This is a genomic window from Embleya sp. NPDC020630 (assembly GCF_044334985.1).
GTDB lineage: Bacteria > Actinomycetota > Actinomycetes > Streptomycetales > Streptomycetaceae > Embleya.
In genome coordinates, this window is the sequence record NZ_JBIRUB010000005.1 from 108,031 (window position 1) to 127,991 (window position 19,961).

The 19,961-nt window shown below is 72.1% G+C and carries 15 protein-coding genes; 10 read left to right on the forward strand and 5 right to left on the reverse strand.

The window, feature by feature from the left end:
• The first annotated feature begins 104 nt into the window (after positions 1-104).
• The 3 genes from ACH4XV_RS19315 (at position 105) to ACH4XV_RS19325 (ending at position 4,764) form a co-directional block, all read left to right on the forward strand.
• Positions 105-974, forward strand: coding sequence for a helix-turn-helix domain-containing protein (locus ACH4XV_RS19315; protein ID WP_395791286.1), 870 nt, complete (start codon positions 105-107; stop codon positions 972-974).
• Positions 971-1,240, forward strand: a complete 270-nt coding sequence (locus tag ACH4XV_RS19320) for a DUF397 domain-containing protein (protein WP_379996453.1) — start codon at positions 971-973, stop codon at positions 1,238-1,240. The genes ACH4XV_RS19315 and ACH4XV_RS19320 overlap by 4 nt, the downstream gene beginning before the upstream one ends.
• A gap of 221 nt (positions 1,241-1,461) precedes the next feature.
• Complete coding sequence (locus tag ACH4XV_RS19325) at positions 1,462-4,764, forward strand: AfsR/SARP family transcriptional regulator (protein ID WP_395791288.1); 3,303 nt, start codon at positions 1,462-1,464, stop codon at positions 4,762-4,764.
• A 1-nt stretch (position 4,765) separates the two neighbouring features.
• Here the strand turns inward: ACH4XV_RS19325 and ACH4XV_RS19330 are convergent, their stop codons facing one another.
• Both ACH4XV_RS19330 and ACH4XV_RS19335 read right to left on the reverse strand, forming a co-directional pair.
• A complete protein-coding gene (locus tag ACH4XV_RS19330; RefSeq protein ID WP_395791290.1) occupies positions 4,766-5,608 on the reverse strand; it encodes an ABC transporter permease in 843 nt (280 codons plus the stop codon).
• A gap of 97 nt (positions 5,609-5,705) precedes the next feature.
• Positions 5,706-6,695, reverse strand: coding sequence for an ATP-binding cassette domain-containing protein (locus ACH4XV_RS19335; protein ID WP_395791292.1), 990 nt, complete (start codon positions 6,693-6,695; stop codon positions 5,706-5,708).
• Between the two features lie 503 nt (positions 6,696-7,198).
• On the opposite strand from ACH4XV_RS19335, the gene ACH4XV_RS19340 reads away from it, so the two are divergent.
• Genes ACH4XV_RS19340 through ACH4XV_RS19370 form a run of 7 tightly spaced genes read left to right on the forward strand, consistent with a single transcriptional unit; the run spans position 7,199 to position 16,415 of the window.
• Entirely contained in the window at positions 7,199-8,509 is a 1,311-nt protein-coding gene (locus ACH4XV_RS19340) for a hypothetical protein (protein WP_395791294.1), read from the forward strand.
• A complete protein-coding gene (locus ACH4XV_RS19345; RefSeq protein WP_395791296.1) occupies positions 8,506-9,519 on the forward strand; it encodes a glutamate ABC transporter substrate-binding protein in 1,014 nt (337 codons plus the stop codon). The genes ACH4XV_RS19340 and ACH4XV_RS19345 overlap by 4 nt, the downstream gene beginning before the upstream one ends.
• The gene (locus tag ACH4XV_RS19350; RefSeq protein ID WP_395791298.1) at positions 9,516-10,790 is read left to right on the forward strand and encodes a hypothetical protein; all 1,275 of its coding nucleotides are present in this window, start codon (positions 9,516-9,518) and stop codon (positions 10,788-10,790) included. The genes ACH4XV_RS19345 and ACH4XV_RS19350 overlap by 4 nt, the downstream gene beginning before the upstream one ends.
• The gene (locus ACH4XV_RS19355; RefSeq protein WP_395791300.1) at positions 10,787-13,081 is read left to right on the forward strand and encodes a tetratricopeptide repeat protein; all 2,295 of its coding nucleotides are present in this window, start codon (positions 10,787-10,789) and stop codon (positions 13,079-13,081) included. The genes ACH4XV_RS19350 and ACH4XV_RS19355 overlap by 4 nt, the downstream gene beginning before the upstream one ends.
• Entirely contained in the window at positions 13,078-14,334 is a 1,257-nt protein-coding gene (locus tag ACH4XV_RS19360) for a protein phosphatase 2C domain-containing protein (RefSeq protein WP_395791302.1), read from the forward strand. The genes ACH4XV_RS19355 and ACH4XV_RS19360 overlap by 4 nt, the downstream gene beginning before the upstream one ends.
• Before the next feature lie 25 nt (positions 14,335-14,359).
• Entirely contained in the window at positions 14,360-15,658 is a 1,299-nt protein-coding gene (locus ACH4XV_RS19365; RefSeq protein ID WP_395791304.1) for a VWA domain-containing protein, read from the forward strand.
• A gap of 55 nt (positions 15,659-15,713) precedes the next feature.
• Positions 15,714-16,415 carry an FHA domain-containing protein gene (locus tag ACH4XV_RS19370; protein ID WP_395791306.1) on the forward strand — a complete coding sequence of 234 codons (702 nt, stop codon included), beginning with the start codon at positions 15,714-15,716 and terminating at the stop codon, positions 16,413-16,415.
• 50 nt (positions 16,416-16,465) lie between these two features.
• On the opposite strand, the gene ACH4XV_RS19375 is transcribed toward ACH4XV_RS19370, so the two are convergent.
• The 3 genes from ACH4XV_RS19375 to ACH4XV_RS19385 are packed head-to-tail and all read right to left on the reverse strand — an operon-like array spanning position 16,466 to position 19,960.
• Positions 16,466-17,173, reverse strand: coding sequence for an ABC transporter ATP-binding protein (locus ACH4XV_RS19375; protein WP_395791308.1), 708 nt, complete (start codon positions 17,171-17,173; stop codon positions 16,466-16,468).
• Between the two features lie 4 nt (positions 17,174-17,177).
• The gene (locus ACH4XV_RS19380) at positions 17,178-19,088 is read right to left on the reverse strand and encodes an ATP-binding cassette domain-containing protein (protein ID WP_395791310.1); all 1,911 of its coding nucleotides are present in this window, start codon (positions 19,086-19,088) and stop codon (positions 17,178-17,180) included.
• Positions 19,085-19,960: a branched-chain amino acid ABC transporter permease gene (locus ACH4XV_RS19385; RefSeq protein WP_379996480.1), complete on the reverse strand. Its 876-nt coding sequence runs from the start codon at positions 19,958-19,960 to the stop codon at positions 19,085-19,087. The genes ACH4XV_RS19380 and ACH4XV_RS19385 overlap by 4 nt, the downstream gene beginning before the upstream one ends.
• Position 19,961: the final 1 nt, after the last annotated feature.

Below are 19,961 nucleotides of genomic sequence, written 5' to 3' on the forward strand. Positions count from 1 at the left end.
TAACCACACTTCCACGCCCAGTAGGGCACACTGTCCCCCGATCGGACGCGCCGACGTTCCGGTTCGGTGCGTCAACAGCGTGTACATGGAGGTGCGGCGTGGCCATGGCGCCCAATCCGACCGTTCGGCAGCGCAGGCTCGGGACCGAGCTGCGCCGGTTGCGCGAAGCGCGCGGCCTGAGCCTCGAAGACGTCGCCGTACGTCTGGAGTGCTCGGATTCCAAGGTCAGTCGGATCGAGTTGGGGCGCAGCGGGGTACGACCGGTGGACCTGCGGATCCTCCTCGACCTGTACGAGGTCGCGGACGAGCGGGAGCGGGATTCGTTGCTCACCCTGGCCCGCGAGGCCAAGAAGCGCGGCTGGTGGCACAGCTATTCGTCGATCCTGCCCAGCTCCTACGCCGAGTTGCTCAGCCTGGAAGCCGAGGCTTCGGGTATGCGTGGATTCGAACTCTCGCTCATTCCGGGCCTGTTGCAGACGCCCGACTATGTGCGGGCGGTGATCGCGGCGGTCCGCGACGACATGCCGGCCGAGGAGGTGGACATGCTGGTGCGGGTGCGTCAGGAGCGGCAGGCGGTGCTCGACCGGGTCGGCGCGCAGGGCGAGGCGACGTTTCGGCTCAGCGTGGTGATCTCCGAGTCGGTGCTGCGCACGGTGGTGGGCGGCCGGGAGACGATGCGGGCCCAACTGGAGCATCTGATGGCCGCCGCGGCCCGGCCGCACGTGCGGTTGCAGATCCTTCCGTTCGCCGCCGGCGCACACCCCGCGATCGAGGGTTCATTCGCGATCATCGGATTCCCCGAACTTTCCGATCTGGATGTGGTCGTCCTCGACACGCATACGAGTAGCCTCTATCTCGAGGAGCCCGAACACGTCAGTGTCTATGAGCGGATGTTTGAGGACATCCGCGCCACCGCACTGTCGTACGGTGAATCCTTGTCCATGATCGAGCTCACAGCAAAGGAATTGTCTTGAGCAACACAAAGCAGGGATCGCATTTCCCGTCCGTTTCCCAAGAGGCTGCGATCGATTCCCACTCCGGTGGCAAAGTCGCAGGTCACGAGGTTGCGACCGGCCACGCCTGGCGGCGCAGCACCTACAGCGGAGCCACCAGCAATTGCGTCGAGACGGCCCCCGACACCGACGCCGTCCTGGTGCGCGACTCGAAAGTTGCCGCCGGTCCGGTCCTCGAACTGGAATCCGGTGCGTGGCAAACGTTTATCGGTCGTATCGGCGCCTGAGTCGGATCCGATCCGATACCGAACGGTTGATTTGTTCGGGGCGCTCACTCCCACGAGTGGGAATTAATCCCACGAACGAGTGAATTCTCCAGATGATCGTCCCGGGTTCCCGTGCCCCGGGGCGCTCCCAATGCGCAACTCCCCGTCGCCGACCCCCACCGCGCTCCGCGCGCCACCGGCCGACACCCCCGGGCGACCCGTCGGGGTGGAAGAGTGGTGGGGTGTACATCTCGGTGCTTGGCCCGCTCCAGGCGTGGGACGACGACGGTCGATCCGTGACGATCGGCGGCGCGCGCCTGCGCGCGCTGCTGATCCGCCTGTCCCTCGACCCCGGCAGACCGGTCTCCGCCGACCGGTTGATCACGGCCGTGTGGGGTGAGGACCCCCCTTCCGGCGCGGGAAACGCGTTGCAGTCGCTGATCTCCCGACTGCGCCGGCAACTGCCCGTCGGGCTCGACTCGGGGCCGGCCGGCTATCGGCTCGACATCCGCCCCGACGACTTGGACGCGCACGTGTTCGCCGAACTGGCGGTGCGCGGACGTCGGCAACTCGACGAGCGCGACCCGGCCGGCGCGGCCCAGACGCTCACGCGCGCGCTCGCGATGTGGCGCGGGCCGGCCCTGGTCGACGCCGCCGACGCGAGCTTCGCGCTGGGACCCGCGGCGCGGCTGGCCGAGCAGCGGTTGGGCGCGATCGAGGACCGGGTCCAGGCGCAGCTGATCCTGGGCCGCAGCCAGGGGTTGGCCGCCGAGTTGGAGCAGCTCACCCGCGAGCATCCGCTGCGCGAGCGGCTGTACGGCCTGTTGATCCGCACGCTGCACGAGGAGGGCCGCCGGGCGGACGCGCTGACGCTGTATCAGGACCTGCGCGAGCGGCTGGCGGACGAGCTGGGCATCGACCCCTCGCCCGACCTGGAGGCCGCGTATCTGGCCGTGCTGCGCGGTGGCGATTCGCGGCCCGCGCCGGTGCCCGCGCCCGCCGCCGCCGTGTCGCCCGCACCCGCGCCGCCGGTCGCCGCCCGCCCGGCCCCGGGCAATCTGCCCGCCCGGCTGACCACCTTCGTCGGCCGCGAGGACGAGGTGGACCGGGTCGACCGGCTCCTCGGCCAATCGCGCCTGGTCACCGTCGTCGGCCCCGGCGGCGCGGGCAAGACCCGGCTGAGCACCGAGGCCGGCAGCCGGATCGCGACCCGCGGCGTGGGCGTGGACGGCGGCATCTGGTTCGTCGAACTCGCCCCCGTGCTCGACCCGTTGGACGTTCCGCAGGCGGTCCTGGGGGCGCTGGGCCGCCGCGAGGTGGGCCTGCTCGACCCGCATCTGGCCGGTGCGCGCGACCTGGTCGATCGGATCGTCGACGCGTTCACCGGGCCGCCCAGCCTGCTGATCCTGGACAACTGCGAGCACCTGATCGCCGCCGCCGCGAGCTTCGCCGCCCGACTGCTCGCCCGCGCGCCGTCGCTGCGCATCCTCACCACCAGCCGCGAGCCGCTGGGCATCGACGGCGAGATGTTGTACCCGCTGGGCCCGCTGGCCCTGCCGCCGGTCGGCGTCGACGCCGCCGACGCGCTGGGCTACGCCTCGGTGCGGCTGTTCGCCGACCGGGCCCGCGCGGTGCGGCCGGGCCTGGCCGTCGACGCCGACACGATCGGCGCGGTCGGCGAGATCTGCCGCCGGCTCGACGGCCAGCCGCTGGCCATCGAACTGGCCGCCGCCCGCACCCGCTCGCTCACCCCCGCGCAGATCGCGCACCGCCTCGACGACCGCTTCCGGCTGCTCACCGGCGGCAGCCGTACCGCGCTGCCCCGCCACCAGACGCTGCGCGCGGTGGTCGAGTGGAGCTGGGACCTGCTGGAGGAGCGCGAACGCACCGCGCTGCGCCGGTTGTCGGTGTTCGCCGGCGGCACCACCCTGGAGGCCGCCGAGGCGGTGCTGCCCGGCGACGACTTCGACCCCGCCGACGTGCTCGACCTGCTCGCCGGACTGGTGGACAAGTCGCTGGTGGACGTGATCGGCAGCACCGAGACCCGCTACCGGCTCCTGGAGACCATCCAGGCGTACGCGAGCGAGAAACTGGCCGAGGCGGGCGAGACCGAGGCGACCTCCGAGCGGCACGCGCGCTGGTTCATCGACTACGTCGAGGCGGCCGGCGCCCGGCTGCGCGGCCCGGGACAGATCGAGGCGATCAACCGGATCACCTCCGAGCACGACAACCTCGCGCTCCTGCTGCGCTACGCCGTCGACCACGGCGACGCCTGGCTGGCGACCCGGTTGGTCGACGCGCTCTCCTGGTACTGGGCGATGCGCGGCACCCACGCCGAGGCGTACTCCTGGGGCCACGAGGCGCTCGCTCTGCCCGGCCCCGTGCCGCGGGCCCGCCGGGCCGCCGCGCTGGCCTTCCACGCGCTGCACTCGTTCTCCGCGGGAGAGCGGGGCAACGCGCTGCGCTCCTACGCCAAGGCCCGGCTGATCACCCGTCGGCTCGAACCCGACGAGGTGCCCGAACTGCCGGTTTTCATGGAGCTGTTGGCGTCCGTCATCCGCACCGACCAGGCGGCCCTGCGGGCCGCGCTGCAGGACGCGGACGAGATCGACGACCCGTGGGTCCAGGCCATGGCCCGGCTCATGCGCGGACACTTCGCGGTCAACCTGGGCAGCCCCAAGGAGGCGGTGACCTTCCTGACCGACGCCCGGGATCGGTTCGCGGCGATCGGGGACCGCTGGGGCCGGGCCTCGGCGATCTCGGGACTGGCCGAACTGTTGATGTACATGGCCGACCACGACGCGGCGCTGGCCGCCGTGGACGAGGCGCTGGGCCTGCTGGGCGCGCTCCAGGCCGAGGACGAGATCCCGCAACTGATGGTGCGTCGCGGGATGATCCACGCGCGGGCCGGCGACATCGCCCTCGCCCGGCAGGTGATGGAGGACATCTCGCGTCGGCCGGGCGCGCCCGGCGCCTCGCTCACCACCGGGCTGGGCACCACCCTGGGTCTGGCCGAACTCGCCCGCTTCGTAGGGGACTTCGACGAGGCGGGAGAACGCTACGACGAGGTCATCGCGGCGCTGCCACCGGCGCCGCGACTGCGGCAGTTGCCGCCGCAGTTCATCTGCAGCCTGTACGTCGGCCGGGCGCACGTGGCCTTTGCGCGAGGCGACGTGGCGGCGGCGCGCGCCGACCTGCGGACCGGGCTGCCGTTCGCGTTGGAGAGCCAGGACATGCCGATCCTGGCGGGCTGCGTCGAGGGATTCTCCGCGCTGGCGCTGCTCTCCGGCGATCCGGAGCAGGCCGCGATCCTGCTCGGCGGGGCACAGGTGGTGCGCGGCCATCCCGACCTGGGCGACGTCGACGCGGACCGGGTGGCCGGGCGGATCCTGGAGCGGATGAGCGTCGAGGAGTACGACCGGGCCCGGGCCATCGGCACGGCGATGACCCGGGAAGAGGTGATCTCCCTGGTGACGGCCGACCTGCCCGTCGCGCCGCCACCGTTGTGGGTGGCGGGCGACGGGTGGTCGAGCCACGAGCGGTAAGTCAGGCCCGCCGGTTGTACTGACGCACCGTCAGCGGAATGAACACCAGCATCAGACCCAGCGCCCACAGCAGCGCCACGATCGCGTGGTGCGCCACCGGGCCCCCGGTCAACAGCCCGCGCGAGGCATTGGTGACCGCGGTGACCGGATTGACCTTCACCCACGCCTGCAACCAGCCCGGCATGGTCGAGGTCTTGGCGAACAGGTTCGAGCCGAAGGTCAGCGGAAACATCATCAGGAACGAGACGCCCTGCACGGTGCGCGGCTGCTTCATGCTCACCCCGAGCAGCGCCACGACCCAGCAGAACGCGAACGCGAAAACCAGGACCAGACCGACCGCGGCGGCCACCGCGAGCACATTGGTCTGGAACCGGAAGCCGATGATGGTGCCGAACACGAACACCGACGTGATGGCGACGAGGAAGCGCAACACGTCGCCGAGCACGGTGCCCGCGAGCGGCGCGAGACGCGATATCGGCAGGCTGCGGAACCGGTCGAACACACCCGTGGACATGTCGGTGCACAACCCGACACCGGTGCCCACCGACGCGAACACCACGGTCTGCACCATGATGCCGGGCAGTACGAACTGCAGATAGTCGTGCGTGCTGCCCTCGATCGCGCCGCCGAACAGGTACACGAACATCACGATGAACAGGATCGGCTGCAGCGTCAGGTCGATCAGCTGCTCGCTCTGCTTCTTCAACTTCACCAGGCTGCGCCAGGTGAGGGTGAGCGTGTGCCGCACCACGGCGCTCGGGTCGTTGCGATGTGCCCCGGGCGTGCCGTGGGCGGGAGGCGGGGCGGCGCTCTTGTCGGCCGGGCGGACGGTGGTCGTGGTCATCGGGAGGCTCCAGGGATGAGGGCCAGGTGGGAGACGATCGTGAGGAGCAGGGCGAGCATCGGCATCACACGTGTGCCGTAACGGTCCGGGAGTCGGTTCACGCGGCCTTCCTCTTCGGGTCCGCGCCGTCGTCCCGCTCGCCCGAGTCCTGGCTGCGGTGCCCGGTGATGGTCAGGAACACCTCGTCCAGACTGGGCAGTTGCAGGGTGAACTCGTTGACCCGGATGCCCGCCTCGTCGAGCCGACGCACCACCACCGGCAGCACGTCCTCGTCGCTCACCGCGACGGTGACCTGACCGCGCTCGTGCTCCACGAACGGCTCCCGGCCGGCGAGTTCGCGCAACAGCTCGACCACGTCGGGCAGTCGACTCGGGTCGACCGGGCGCACCTCCAGACTCCGGCCGCCGATCTGCGCCTTGAGCTCGTCGGAGGTGCCGCTCGCGATCACCCGGCCGTGGTCGATCACCACGATGTCGTTCGCCAGGTGATCGGCCTCGTCCAGATACTGCGTGGTCAGCAGCACGGTCACGCCCTCGTCGCGGACCAGGTCGCGGATCATCTGCCACACGTCGCCGCGGCTGCGCGGGTCCAGGCCGGTGGTCGGCTCGTCCAGGTAGAGGAAGGACGGGCGCCCGACCAGCGAGGCGGCCAGGTCGAGGCGGCGCCGCATACCGCCCGAATACGTGTCGGGGCTGCGCCCGCCCGCCTCGGTCAGGTCGAACCGGGCGAGCAGTTCGCGCGCCCGTGCCTTGGCCTCGGCACGGGGCAGGTCGAGCAGTCGGCCGAGCAGCAGCAGGTTCTCGAACCCGGTCATCTCCTCGTCCACCGACGCGTACTGCCCGGTCAGCCCGATCAGCCGGCGTACCTCGTGCGCCTGGCGCACCGTGTCGAACCCGCCGACCCGGGCGATGCCGGCGTCCGGTTTGATCAACGTGGCCAGCGCCCGCACCATCGTGGTCTTGCCCGCGCCGTTGGGGCCGAGCAGGCCCAGCACGGTGCCCGCCTCGGACCGCAGATCGATCCCGGCCAGCGCGGTGGTTTCGCCGTACCGCTTGACCAAGCCCTCGGTCTCGATCGCGTATGTCATGGGTTGCTCCCCGTAGGTGTCCGTTGCTTGCGTCCGGCGGGCGCTCGTCGACGGATCGACGGGGCTCGCCGCGTATGGAACCCAGCGTCGCCCGGGGCGCCGGCATCGCGCGCACACGCCGCCGGCACCGCCGGCAGCGGGCTGATCCGCCGCCCGGCCGCCCGGCTGATCGGAACCGGTCTCGCGCTCACGTGGGCCGCCGGCAGCGGTAGTGTCCTGGCCCTGAGGGGTCTTGTGGGGAGAACGAGGGAAGACCATCGGGAGCCGTGACACGCTCGCGATAACTTCTGGGTGACGGCGTTCACCGGGCACCTCGGCGGTCGATGTTCGGCGTTCGACGAAGACGGCAGGGTGTGTCGGGTCGACCGGCAGGGGGCACACGCGACAGTGGGGGAGGCAAGGCGTTGGCGGCAGCCGTTCCGATTTCGCAAGCACCGGGTCCGGGGACGCCCGCACGGGCGGCGGGCCGTTCCCCCCGTGCGTTCCGACCCCGCCGGATATCCGTGGGCCGGCTGATTCGGGTCGGCAACACCACCCCGGGGCTGATGCTCGTCACGGGCGTGGCCCTGGTCCTGATCAGCCTGCTCGCCGGACTGTTCGCGGTCCTCGAGGTGGGCCGGCGCGCCGAGGCGGCCAAGGCGGTGGCCACCGGCAGCGAACCGCTCGGGGTCAAGACCCAGGACATATACCGGGCCCTCGCCGACGCCGACGCGACCGCGGCGGCCGGACTGCTCGAAGGCGGCGTCGAATCGGCGGACGTGCGCGAGCGCTACCAGCAGGCGATCGAGACCGCGTCGCGCAAGCTGATCGAGGCCACCGCCGCGGGCGCCTCCGGCGAGGTGGCCGACAAACTCGCGGTCATCGGCGTGCAGTTGCCCGAATACGCGCGCCTGGTCGAGCGGGCCCGGGCGGAGACCCGGCAGGGCAACACCGTCGGCGCCGCCTACCTGCGCTCGGCCTCCAAGAACGTGATGCGGGCCAAGATCCTGCCCGCCGCCACCGCCCTGCACGACATCGCCGAAAAGCGCCTCGCGGGCGACCACCACGACGCGACCTCGACCCCGTGGACACCGCTGTCCCTGCTTCTGGTCTCCCTCGCGGCCTGCGCCGGCGCGCTGTGGTTCTTCGCCCGGCGCACCCACCGCCGGATCAACATCGGCCTGCTGATCGCGGGCCTGGCCACACTGGTGTCGATCGGCTGGTTGTGGGCGGCGTCCGGCGACTCGCGCGACCACCTCGACCGCAGCCGCAGCGACGGCTGGGGACCGGTCGAGACGCTGGCCCAGGCCCGCTTCCTGACCCTGCAGGCACACGGCGACGAGAGCCTGACCCTGGTCATGCGCGGCAGCGACAACGGCCAGTACGAGGCCGACTTCAACGAGGTGTGGGGCAGGCTCGTCGGCGTCGACGCGCGCGACGGCCGACCCGCGGTGACCGGAATGCTGGCCACCGCCGAGCGGGTCGCCCGCTCCGACGCCACCACCCTCGCCAAGGTCAAGGCCGCGCGGGCCGCCGCCGCCGACTGGAAGAAGGCCCACGACGACGTCATCACGCTCTACGGCAACGGCCAGTTCGAACAGGCCGTCGCCAAGGTGACCAAGGCCGACGGCGCGTCGCGCACGGCCTTCACCCGGATCGACGAGGCGCTGGCCGCCGCGGTCACCGAGGACCAGGGCGACTTCGCCCGCTCGGTCCGCCAGGGCCGCGACGCGCTCGGCGGCCTCGGCGTCGGCATGGGCGTCCTGGCCCTGATCGCCGCCGCCGCGACCGTGGACGGCGTCCGTCGCGAGGTCGGGAGGTACAACCGGCCATGAGCACCCGCATCGCCCTGCCCGCACTGGTGTGCGCCCTCGCGCTGACCGTCGCCGGGTGCGGCGCCGGGTCGGCCGAGCGCGACCACGCCCGCCCGGCCGCGCCCCCCGCCGGCGCGCCGCGCGCACCCGCCGAGGCCCCACCGGGGCCGGACACCTCCTGCCCGAACGTGCTGGCCAGCCTGCGCCCCACCGGCTCGCTGCCCGCCCCCACCGCGCTGCCCGCCGGCAGCACCATGGACACCCTACGCAAACGCGGCTTCCTGATCGCCGGCATCGACCAGAGCAGCTTCCCGTTCGGCTTCGTCGACCCCAGGAGCAACACGCTGCGGGGCTTCGACATCGACCTGCTCCGCGAGGTGGCCAAGGCGATCTTCGGCGACGCCGGCCCCAACCGCATCCAGTTCCGGGTGGTGCGCAACGAGGACCGCACGGTGGCGATCGCGCGCGGCGACGTGGACATCGTCGCGGAGACCATGACGATCAACTGCGAGCGTCGGCAGAGCGTCGAGTTCTCCTCCGTCTACTTCCGCGCCGGCCAGCGACTGCTGGTGCAACGCGACGGCACCGCCGACCGCGCCGACTACTCGGGCGGACTGGCCGCCCTGCCGCGCGGCATGCGGGTGTGCTCGGTGCCCGGCTCCACCTCGATCGGCATGCTGCGCCGACAGGCCCCGCAGGTGAACGTGATCGAGGGCGACACCTGGGCGGGCTGCCTGGTCCTGCTCCAGCAGGGCCGGGCCGACGCGGTCACCACCGACGACACGATCCTGGCCGGACTCCAGGCACAGGACCACGTCTTCACCGTCGTGGTCGGCGACAAGCTCACCTTCGAGCCGTACGGCATGGCGATCGCCAAGAACCGCGGCGACTTCGTCCGGTTCGTCAACGCGGTGCTCGAACAACTGCGCCGCAACGGACGCTGGGGCGAGCTGTACCGGGAGTATCTGGGCACCTCGCTCGGGGCCGACACGCCCGCGCCGCCCGAGGCCGAATATCGGGACGCACCGTGAACCGAGCCCCCCGCGTGCTCGGTCGCGACGAGATCGACGAGTTGATCGTGCGTCACGAAGGCGAGTACGACGGCATCACCGCCGGCCTGATGGAGCTGGAGAGCCACCCGGGTCGGCAACTGCTCGAAGGCGGCACGCTGACCGGCCGCACCGCCGAGCGCTGGGAGGTCGGCCGCCGGGCGATCGCGCTGCTGTGGGGACACCGCGAGGCGTACGGCGCGGTCCTGGACCGGGCCCGGACGTTGCGCGGACGGCGCGGCAGGCCGCAACGGCCCGAGCTGGAGGAACTGTCCTTCCTGCTGCTCGGACAATCCGCCGAACTCGCCGCGCGCGACGTGCCGATCGGGCAGCGCGGCCTGCTCGACCCGGCCATGCACGTACACCGGATGAGCCTGGGCGAACTGGTCGCCGACATGGCGCCGGCCTGGAGCGAGGCGACCGCGGTCGTGGAGGCCGCGGACGCGGTCTGGACCCGCCTGGTGCCCACCCTGGATCGGGTCGACGCGGGCATCGCCGCCGCCGAGGCCGGGATCGCCGAACTCGGCGGTCCCGACACGATGCCGGAGCAGACCGCCGCGCTGGACGGGGTCCGCCGCCGCCTGGAGACGGCCCGTAGCCTGGTGGCGAGCGACCCGCTGGCGCTGACCACCGGCGACGACCGGCGCATCGGCGGCGTGGACGTCGACGCCCTGGACGCGGAACTGCGCCGAATCGCCGACGAAGTGCGGCACCTGACCATCGTCCGGGCCCGCTTCGAGGAGCGGGTCCGGCGACTCGGGGGCGTGCTGGAGGAGTTGGACTACCAGGAGGGCGACACGATCCGGCGGCGGGCGCATGTGCTGACCCGGATCAGCGACAAGCGGGTACCGGAGGTGCCGCTGCGCGCCGCCACCCTGCGGGAACGATTGACCGGCGTCTTCGGGTTCGGCACCCAGGGCGACTGGGTGCGCGTCTCGCGCGAGTTGAGCGCCCTGGAGAACGACGCGCAGGGTGCCCGGGACCGACTGGCCGCCACCCGCGGGCACATCGACGCGCCACTGGCCCGGCGGGACGAACTGCGCGGCCTCGTGCAGTCCTACCGGGCGATGGCCGCGCGCGGCGGGCACGGCGAGGAGGCCGTGCTCGAGTCGCTGTACGACCACGCCAAGGAGCTGTTGTGGCGGGCGCCGTGTGAACTCGACGTGGCGGTACGGGTGGTGACCCGCTATCAGGAGGCGGTCATCGCCGCGCAACGCAAGGATCGTCCGGACGACAAGGGGGACCAGAGATGATCAAGTGCAATCGCCCGCCTTGCCCGGGCGAGATCGACGACGGCTTCTGCGACACCTGCGGCAACGAGCCGCTGCCGACCGGCGCGCCGGTACCCGACCCGAGGACCGGGCGGTCCGGGGTCTCCGGGACGGCGGGCACCTCCGGTACGTCCGGCACGGCCGGCACCGCCGGTTCGTCCTCCTCGCGCAGCGCCTCCGGGCGCAGTTCGCGACGCGGCAGCACCGGGACCAGTCGGCGGTTGGGCGGCGGTCTGGTCGAGATGCCGAACGTGCCGCGCCGCAACCCCGAGAGCGCGCTGGCCCGCAATCCGGTCATCCCGGAGGAGAAGCGCTTCTGCCGCAAGTGCGAACAGCCCGTCGGGCGCGGGCGCGGCGGCCGACCCGGGGTGGCCAACGGCTTCTGCCCGCGCGACCGCACGCCGTTCTCCTTCGCGCCCAAGCTCCAGCGCGACGACATGGTCGGCCAGTACCGGATCATCGGCTGCCTCGCCCGCGGCGGCTTCGGCTGGGTCTACCTCGCCCAGGACACCGCCGCGCACAACATGTGGGTCGTACTCAAGGGCCTGCTGGGCAGCGACGACCCCGACTCGCGTGCCGCGGCCCTGGCCGAACAGCGCATCCTCACCCAGATCCAGCACGCCAACATCGTGCACATCCAGACCGTCGTGCAGCACCCCGACCCGCTCACCGGCCAGGACGAGACCTACCTGGTGATGGAGTACGTCGGCGGCCTGTCGCTGATGGACCGGCTCAAGCAGATGCGCGAGGTCGACCCGAAGGCCGTGCTGCCGGTCGAGCAGGTCCTCGCCTACGCGATCGACATCCTCCCCGCGTTCGGCTACCTGCACCAACAGAACCTGGTCTACTGCGACTTCAAGCCGGACAACGTGATCCAGACCGAGGACCAGCTCAAGCTGATCGACCTCGGCGCGGTCACCGACCTGGCCCGGCCGGGCAAGTTCACCTACGGCACGGTCGGCTACCAGGCACCCGAGATCGAGACCGTGCGGGCCGAACCGTCGGTGGAGTCCGACCTGTTCACCATCGGTCGCACGATGGCGGTGCTCAGCTTCTACTTCGCCGGCTACACCCGCAAGTACAAGGCCTCCCTGCCGCCCGCCGCCGACGTGCCGCTGTTCACCGAATTCGAGTCCTACCACCGCCTGTTGCTGCGGGCCACACACCCCGACCCGGAGCAGCGCTTCGCCTCCGCGGCGGACATGGCCGAGCAGTGCGTCGCGGTGCTGCGCGAGGTGGTCGCGATCCGCTCCGGCGAGCCGCGCCCGGGCGTGTCCGGCCTGTTCGGGCCGGAGACGCGGGTGGTGCACGCCGAGGTGGCCGCGCGCAATACCGAACCGGGCCTGCTCGCGCCCGCGCCCGATCCCGCGGTGATCGCGGGCGCGTTGCCGGTGCCCCGGGTCGACCCCCTCGACCCGGCCGCCAACCTGCTGGCCACGGTCGCCACCACCGACCCCGACGAACTGCTCTCCGCGCTCACCGCCGCGGGCATCTCCTCGGCCGAGGGCACGCTGCGCCTGGTCCGGATGTGCATCGAACAGGGCGACGTGGTGCGGGCTCGGGCGTTTTTGGCCGACATCGACGCCGACGACTGGCGACTGCCCTGGTTCGAGGGGCTGGCCGCGCTGTCCCAGCACGATCTCCCGCGCGCCCACGAGTTCTTCGACGGCGTGCGGGGCGCGCTGCCCGGCGAGCCCGCGCCGCGGATCGCGCTGGGCGCCTGCCGTGAGCTGATGGGCCGTCACCAGGAGGCCGCCGCCGAGTATCGCGGCGTCTGGTCGACCGACCACGCGTACGTCTCGGCCGCCTTCGGTCTGGCCCGCTGCCTGCTCGCGACCGGCGACCGGGCGGGCGCGGTACGCATCCTGGAGAGCGTGCCGGACACCTCGGCCAACCACGTCGCCGCGCAGACCGCGGCGTTGCGCACCCGGATCAGCGGTCGGGCCGCGGCCGAGCCGCTGGGGCCGGACCTGACCACCGCGTCCGATCGGCTCGGTGCGCTGCGGCTGGAGGGCGAGGCGCACGACCGGCTCGCCGTGGAGTTGTTGGAGACGGCCCTGGAGTGGGTGAAGGCGGGTGCGAACGGGGGAAATTCGGGCGTCGGGGGCGCGGATGGAACCGCGAGGGTGCTCGGCAGCGAGTTGAAGGAAAAGCCTCTGCGGTTCGCCCTGGAAAAGTGTTACCGCGATCTGGCCCGGCATGTGACGACGCATGCGGAGCGCATCGCGCTCGTCGACCGGGCGAACGAAGTGCGACCGTGGACGTGGGTGTGATCAAAGTGGCTGGATATGGACGACTGGACGCGACCGGGCTCGGGGGCGCCCCGAACGGGGGCGAGGCCGCCCCGCCGCCCGAGCCGCCCGCGACGGCCGTCCCCGACGGGTGTCCGTCCTGCGGTCTGCCCGGCGACGCCGACGACCGCTACTGCGAGTCGTGCGGCTACGACCTGGACATCCCCCCGACCCCGGTGGCCGAACGTCCGCCGCCGCGGCGGGTACCCACGCCCAGCGGACACGGACCGGTTTGCTCCGCCTGTGGCACCGCCACCATCGGCTCGGACGGCTGGTGCGAGGCGTGCGGGCGGCCGTTCAACCCGCGCGACCACGTGGAGAGCGACCTGAGCGGCCTGGTCGCGATGGTGAGCAACCGGGGCCTGCGCCACCGGCGCAACGAGGACTCCGCGGCGCTGCGGGCGTTCGAGATGCCGGACGGCAGCAAGCGGGTGGTGGCGGTGGTCTGCGACGGGGTGTCCTCCTCGCCGCGGCCCGACGAGGCGTCGGCGACCGCGGCCGCGACCGCGTGCGCGACGATGGCGGCCACCCTGATCGAAGGATGCGCGCCGGCCAAGGCCACCAGCGCCGGGGTGGCCGCCGCCGCGAGCGCGGTGGCCCGGATGCCCGGCACCGAGGACCAGGGCAACGCGCCCGCGTGCACCCTGGTCTCGGCGATCATGGCACCCGGCGAGATCACCGTGGGCTGGGTGGGCGACAGCCGCGCCTACTGGCTGGCCGACCCGGGCAGCGGGGCCGACGACCCGGCGGACGGCGACGACACGCTGCCCGGCGCGAGCACGCTGCCCCGCGGGGTGGGCGGCGAGTCGGACGGGGCCGACGACGAGCAGGGCCGGCGTACCCCCTCCGCGCTGCTGACCGAGGACGACTCGTGGGCGACCCGGATGATCGCGCTCGGCGCGATGACCGAGGCCGAGGCGTACGCGGATCGGCGCGCGCACGCGATCGTGTCCTGGCTCGGCGCCGACGCCGGCGAGGTGCGGCCCCGGGTGACCAGCGTGCGCCCTTCCGGGCCCGGTGTGCTGCTGCTGTGCAGCGACGGGTTGTGGAACTACCTCTCGGTGGCGCCGACGCTGGCCGCGATGGTTCTCCCGGACGCGCTGGAACAGCCGTTGGCCGCGGCCCGGTTGCTCACCGGGTTCGCCCTGGACCAGGGCGGCGCGGACAACATCACCGTCGCCCTCATCCCGTACCTCCCGCCCGGGGACGCCGCGCGCGGCCCCCTCCACGACTGACCCGAGACGCGAAGGAGTCGGATTCATGTCAGGCGCCCCCGAATTCACCATCGAGATCAACCAGAACGCCTACCTGCCGATGGGTGGACACGAGGTCCACGCCGTGGCGCACATCAAGGCTTCCGGACTGCCGACGGGTCTGGCCTCGGCCAGGCGCGGCGCCGAGGTGATCATGGTGGACACCTCGGGCTCGATGGACTTCCCCTCCAGCAAGCTCAAGGCGGCCAAGCAGGCCACCAAGGCGGCGATCGACACGCTGCGCGACGGCACGCTGTTCGCGGTGGTCTCCGGGACCGGCATGGCGTCGATGGTCTACCCGTTCGACGAGGTGCTGGTACCGGCCGACGACCGCAGCCGCAAGGAGGCCAAGCGCGAGGTGGACAAGCTCCGCGCGCGCGGCGGCACCGCCATGGGCCAGTGGTTGCTGATGGCCCGTCGGCTGCTCGAACCGCACCGTGACGCGATCCGGCACGCGATCCTGCTCACCGACGGCAAGAACGAGAGCGAGCGCGAGCAGGACCTGGCCGAGGCGATCGCCTACTGCGAGGGCGTGTTCGTCTGCGACTGCCGCGGCATCGGCCTGGACTGGCGGGTGGACGAGGTGCGCAAGATCTCCAACGCGCTGCTCGGCGACATCGGCCTGGTGAGCGAACCGGCCGACCTGGTCGCGGACTTCACCCGGATGATGGAGAACGCGATGGGCAAGGCCGTGGCGGACGTGGCCCTGCGCGTGCGGACGATCAACAACGCGCGGGTGAAGTACGTCAAGCAGACCTACCCGGTGATCGACGACCTGACCGACCGGCGTACCGACGTCGGACCGAACGCCGGTGACTACCCGACCGGATCGTGGGGCGGCGAGAGCAAGCACTACCACATCTGCCTCGAGGTCGAGCCGGACGAGGTCAACCCGGGCGGCAAGCGCCGACCGTGCCAGGTCTCGGTGGTCCTGCCGGACGGCTCGGGCGGCCTGGAACTGGCCAAGGCCGGCGTCTTCGCGCAGTGGACCGACGACGAGGAACTGTCCACCCGGATCAACTCCGAGGTCGCCAAGGTCACCGGCCGGGAGAAACTGGCCAAGGCCGTCCAGGAAGGCTTGGAGGCGCGCGGGAAGGGGGACGAGACCACCGCGACCGCACGCCTGGTCCAGGCGCTCGAACTGGCCGACGAGGCGGGCGACGAGCACACCGCGAAGCTGCTCCGCCGGGTCGTCGAGGTCGAGGCCGACGGCACCAGCCGGCTGCGCAACGACGAGGAGGGCATGATGATCATCGACGTCGAGTCGCACAAGACCGCCCGCGTCGGACCGCCCACCAGGGACTGAGCGTCGCCGCTCGGCAATGTCGGGTCGGGTAGGGGAACAGGAAGGAGGTCCGCTCATGCACATCTGTCCGGTCGGCCATCAGTCCACCGCCGCGGACTACTGCGACGAGTGCGGGCGCACCATGACCGTCGCGGAGGATCCGCAGCGGCCCGGCGGCGGTGACTGGCGCGCCGAACAGCCGCCCCCGGGAACGCTGATCTGTCGGATCTGTGCCACCGAGTACACGCCCGACGACCAGTTCTGTGAGGGCTGCGGGCACGAGAACCCCTCGACGGTGATCGTCGACGAGCCCATCGTGAACGTGGCGCCCACGGAGCCGGACGACGAGCCGGGCGAGCGGCCATCGATAGCCACCCGCACCCTGTGGACCGTGCGGGTCGTGCCCGATCACGACTACTTCCTGCGGGTGCTCGAATGGGACGGCCCGGACGCGCACAACATGCACTTCCCGCACGAACAGGAGCCGTGGACGCTGGAGTTGACCGGCGAGTCGATGCGGATCGGCCGGCGCGTCGCCGGTACCACTTCCGCTCCGCCCGAGATTGCGATCAACGACCCGGGCGTATCGCGTCGGCATGCGATGCTTCTGCGCTGCGGAGACGGGACGTGGGAGGTGATGGACCTCGGCGCGGCCAACGGCACCACCATCAACTCCGGTTACGACCGGGTCCGTCGCGACCCGGTGCACCTGAAGGACGGCGACCGGGTGCACGTGGGTGCCTGGACCACGCTGGAGATCCGACGCGTGGACCTGTGAGACAGGGGGCTGGGCGCCGGTCGGGGTGATCCCGACCGGCGCGATGTGGTTCAGCCCACGTGGGCCACACCCGGGGCCAGCGCGGCGAGGATCGGCTCCGGGTCGGCCGCCGCCTCGGCGGCGGTCATCCGGGCGGTGACCCGGCCCGTGGACAGCACGGTCAGCCGGTCCGCGATGCCCTGTACGAAGCCCAGTTGCGGCGCCGCGATCAGGATCGTCAGGCCCTCGCCGGCGAGGGTGGTGATCAGTTGCCGGATCTGCTCGGCGATCACGGGGGACAGGCCCTCCGTCGGCTCGTCGAGCAGGATCAGCCGCGGACCACCGAGCAGTGCCCGGGCGATGGCCAGCATCTGCTGTTCCCCGCCGGAGAGTTGCGAGCCGCGGTTGCCGGCCCGCTCGCCCAGTCGCGGCAGCAGTTCCAACACCCGCGCGGGCGTCCACGCGGCGTGCTTGCGGTGGGCGAGGCGCAGATGCTCGGCCACGGTCAGGCTCGCGAACACCCGCCGGCCCTGCGGCACCAGGCCGATGCCCGCGTGCGAGACCCGGTGTGCCGGGCGCCCGGTGAGGTCGACGCCGGCCAGTTCGACCTTTCCGCCGGAGGGCTTGAGCAGGCCCGCGACGGTATGGATCAGGGTGGACTTGCCCGCCCCGTTGGCGCCCAGGAGCGCGTGCACGGTGCCCTCGGGCACGCTCAGGTCGACCCCGTGCAGCACCGAGCCGCCCTGGTAACCCGCCGTCAGTTCGCCGATCTCCAGCACGATGTCAGCCCACTTCCTGGTGCTCGGGCTCGGACGCGCCCAGATAGGTGTCGCGCACCGCCCGGTCCTCGGCGATCTCGTCCGGCGTGCCGGTGGCGAGCAGTTGCCCAGAGGCCAACACCGTGACGGTGTCGGTGACTTCACGCACCAGCGCGAAGTTGTGCTCGACCAGGACCATGGTCACCTCGGCGGGCAGTGCCTTGAGCACGTCGGCCAGCAACTCGATGTCGGTGTCGGTCAGACCCGCGGCCGGCTCGTCCAGGAGCAGCAGCTTCGGATGCCCCGCGAGCGCCATCGCGATGTCCAGCAACCGGCGGGAGCCGTGCGAGAGTTCGCCGGCGATCTCGTCGGCGCGCGCGGTCAGGCCGACCGTCTCCAGATGGCTCGCCGCCTCGCCCGCGAGGGCGCGGTAGCGGGCCGGGCGCCACGCGATGCCGCCGCGTCGGGCGTGCCGCCAGGCGGCCAGCGTCACGTTGTCCAGGACCGACAACGAGGGCACCACCGCGGGCTGTTGGAACGCGCGGGCGATGCCCAGGCGGGAGCGCCGGGCCGGGGCCAGGTCGGTGATGTCGCGACCGTCGAAGACGATGCTGCCCGAGGTGACCGGGTTCGCGCCCGCGATCATCGCCAGCACGGTCGACTTGCCCGCGCCGTTGGGACCGAGCAGCGCGTGCCGGGCGCCGCGACGCACGGTCAGGTCGAGACCGTCCACCGCGGCCAGCGCGCCGTAGCGCCGGGTCAGACCGGTGATGGTGAGCAACGCGTCGGGGCCGGGGGCGGCTTCGGCGCTCGCGTCCGCCGCCTTCTTGGCGAGGTCCGGCTTGCCCGCGTCCGGTTCGCCGGCGCCCGGCCGGCTCCCCGCCGGCTCGTCCGCCTCCGCGGGCTTCCCCTCCGGCCGGATCGCCTTGGCCAGACTTCGCCAGGCCGCGCGCGGCCCGCCCGCGACCACTCCGGCCAGCCCGCCCGGCAGCGTGTACACCGCGATCAGGAACAGCAGGCCGAGCAGCAGCGGCCCGTGTCCCGGCCACGGACCGGACAGCCAGTCCCGGGTGAACACGATCAGCGCCGCGCCGATCATCGCGCCCACCAGCGACGCGCCGCCGCCGATGACCACCGCGAGCAGCACCAGCGAGGACGTGTCGAAGCCGATGTGCGAGGGGGAGATGTAGCGCTGGATCGAGATCAACAGGGCGCCCGCGACACCCGCGATGGCGCCGACCCCGATGTAGGTGACGGTGAGATAGCCGGTCACCGGGTGGCCCGTCGCGCGCATCCGGGTCTCGTTCTCGCGCGCACCGTCGAGCAGCAGCCCGGCCGGCGAGCGCAGCACGAGCGCGGTGAGGGCGATCACCACGAGGGTGGTGAGCAGTACGTACCAGTAGGTGTCCACGTCGTCGACGAGGTCGCCCATGCCCCAGAACGGCTCGATCGGCGGGATGCCGGACTTGCCGTCGGTACCGCCGGTGACCGACTTCCACTTCTCCGCGGCGGTGCGCACCAGTTCGCCGACGGCCAGCGTGATCATCAGGACTGTGACGCCGCGTGTGCGGACCACGATCGGTGCGGTGAGCGCGTTGAACAGGGCGCCCGCCGCGGCCGCCACCAGGGTGTGGACGACGCCGATCCGCATGCCGTGGTCGGCCAGGATCGCCGCCGTGTATCCGCCGACCGCGTACGGCGCGACCTGGCCGAGCGAGGGCAGCCCGGCGCCGCCGCCGAGCACCGCCACGCTGACCGCGAGCAGGCCCAGGGACAGTGCCTGGGACAACAGGATGATAGTGAACAGGTCGACCATGTACGGCGCCGCGACCAGCCACACGATCGCCGCCGCGGCCAGGATGCGACCGGCCAGGATCCCGCGCGGCGAGTGCAGCGCGGTCCGCGCGCGCAGGACGGCCGTTGCAAGGGTGGTCATACTCGGCTCCCCGTCGGGCCGAAGCGCGCGGTACGCGCGATCAGCATCACGGCCATCGTGGCGTACATCAGATACGGCGCGAAGTCGGGCATCAGTGTGACCCCGAGGGTCTGCACCTCGCCGACCAGGATCGCGGCGAGCAGCGCGCCGCCGACCGAGCCGAGGCCGCCGATCACCACGACCAGCAGGGACTGCAACAGCACGGTGTTGGCCACCGACGTGGACGGGCCGATGATCGGCGCGCCCAGACCGCCCGCGAGACCGGCCAGCGCGCCGGCCGCGATCAGTACGCCCGAGCGCACCCGGGCGGGCGAGATGCCGCCGGCCGCGAGCATCTCGGGGTCGTCCACGGACGCGCGCACGGCCGCGCCGATCCGGGTGCGGGCCAGCACGTACCAGCCGCCCGCGCCGAGCGCGACGGCGACCACGATGAACGCCAGCCGGTAGCCCGGGTAGTTGTGGCCCAGGATCGATACCGGCTTCTCCAGCGCGCTCGGCACCGAGACCTGCGGGTCTTCCTTGCCGAACACGGTCATCAGCAGGTCGCCGCCGACCAGGGCGACGCCGAAGGTCAACATGGCCTGCGCCATGTGTCCTCTGCCGGCGATCGGCGCGGTCATCACCGCGAGCACCCCGCCGCCGGCCGCGCCCGCCGCGATCCCCGCCAGCACCGCCAGTACCAGGCCCAGCCACGAGCCGTCGGCGACCTCGGTGGCGGTGTAGGCGGCGAACGCGTAGAGCGTGCCGTGCGCGAGGTTGAGGACCCCGCCCGAACCGAAGGCCAGAGTCAGGCCCGCGGCCACGACGAACAGCAGCAACCCGTAGGCCACTCCGTCCAGGGCCGGGATGAAATTGTCGTCGAACCAGCCCACG

Bases quoted from the DNA above. Each gene is read 5' to 3' on its own strand.
- ACH4XV_RS19355 (WP_395791300.1), top strand. From the start codon at position 10,787: ATGATCAAGTGCAATCGCCCGCCTTGCCCGGGCGAGATCGACGACGGC.
- ACH4XV_RS19330 (WP_395791290.1), bottom strand. From the start codon at position 5,608: ATGACCACGACCACCGTCCGCCCGGCCGACAAGAGCGCCGCCCCGCCT.
- ACH4XV_RS19365 (WP_395791304.1), top strand. From the start codon at position 14,360: ATGTCAGGCGCCCCCGAATTCACCATCGAGATCAACCAGAACGCCTAC.
- ACH4XV_RS19370 (WP_395791306.1), top strand. From the start codon at position 15,714: ATGCACATCTGTCCGGTCGGCCATCAGTCCACCGCCGCGGACTACTGC.
- ACH4XV_RS19345 (WP_395791296.1), top strand. From the start codon at position 8,506: ATGAGCACCCGCATCGCCCTGCCCGCACTGGTGTGCGCCCTCGCGCTG.
- ACH4XV_RS19380 (WP_395791310.1), bottom strand. From the start codon at position 19,088: ATGACCACCCTTGCAACGGCCGTCCTGCGCGCGCGGACCGCGCTGCAC.
- ACH4XV_RS19315 (WP_395791286.1), top strand. From the start codon at position 105: ATGGCGCCCAATCCGACCGTTCGGCAGCGCAGGCTCGGGACCGAGCTG.
- ACH4XV_RS19335 (WP_395791292.1), bottom strand. From the start codon at position 6,695: ATGACATACGCGATCGAGACCGAGGGCTTGGTCAAGCGGTACGGCGAA.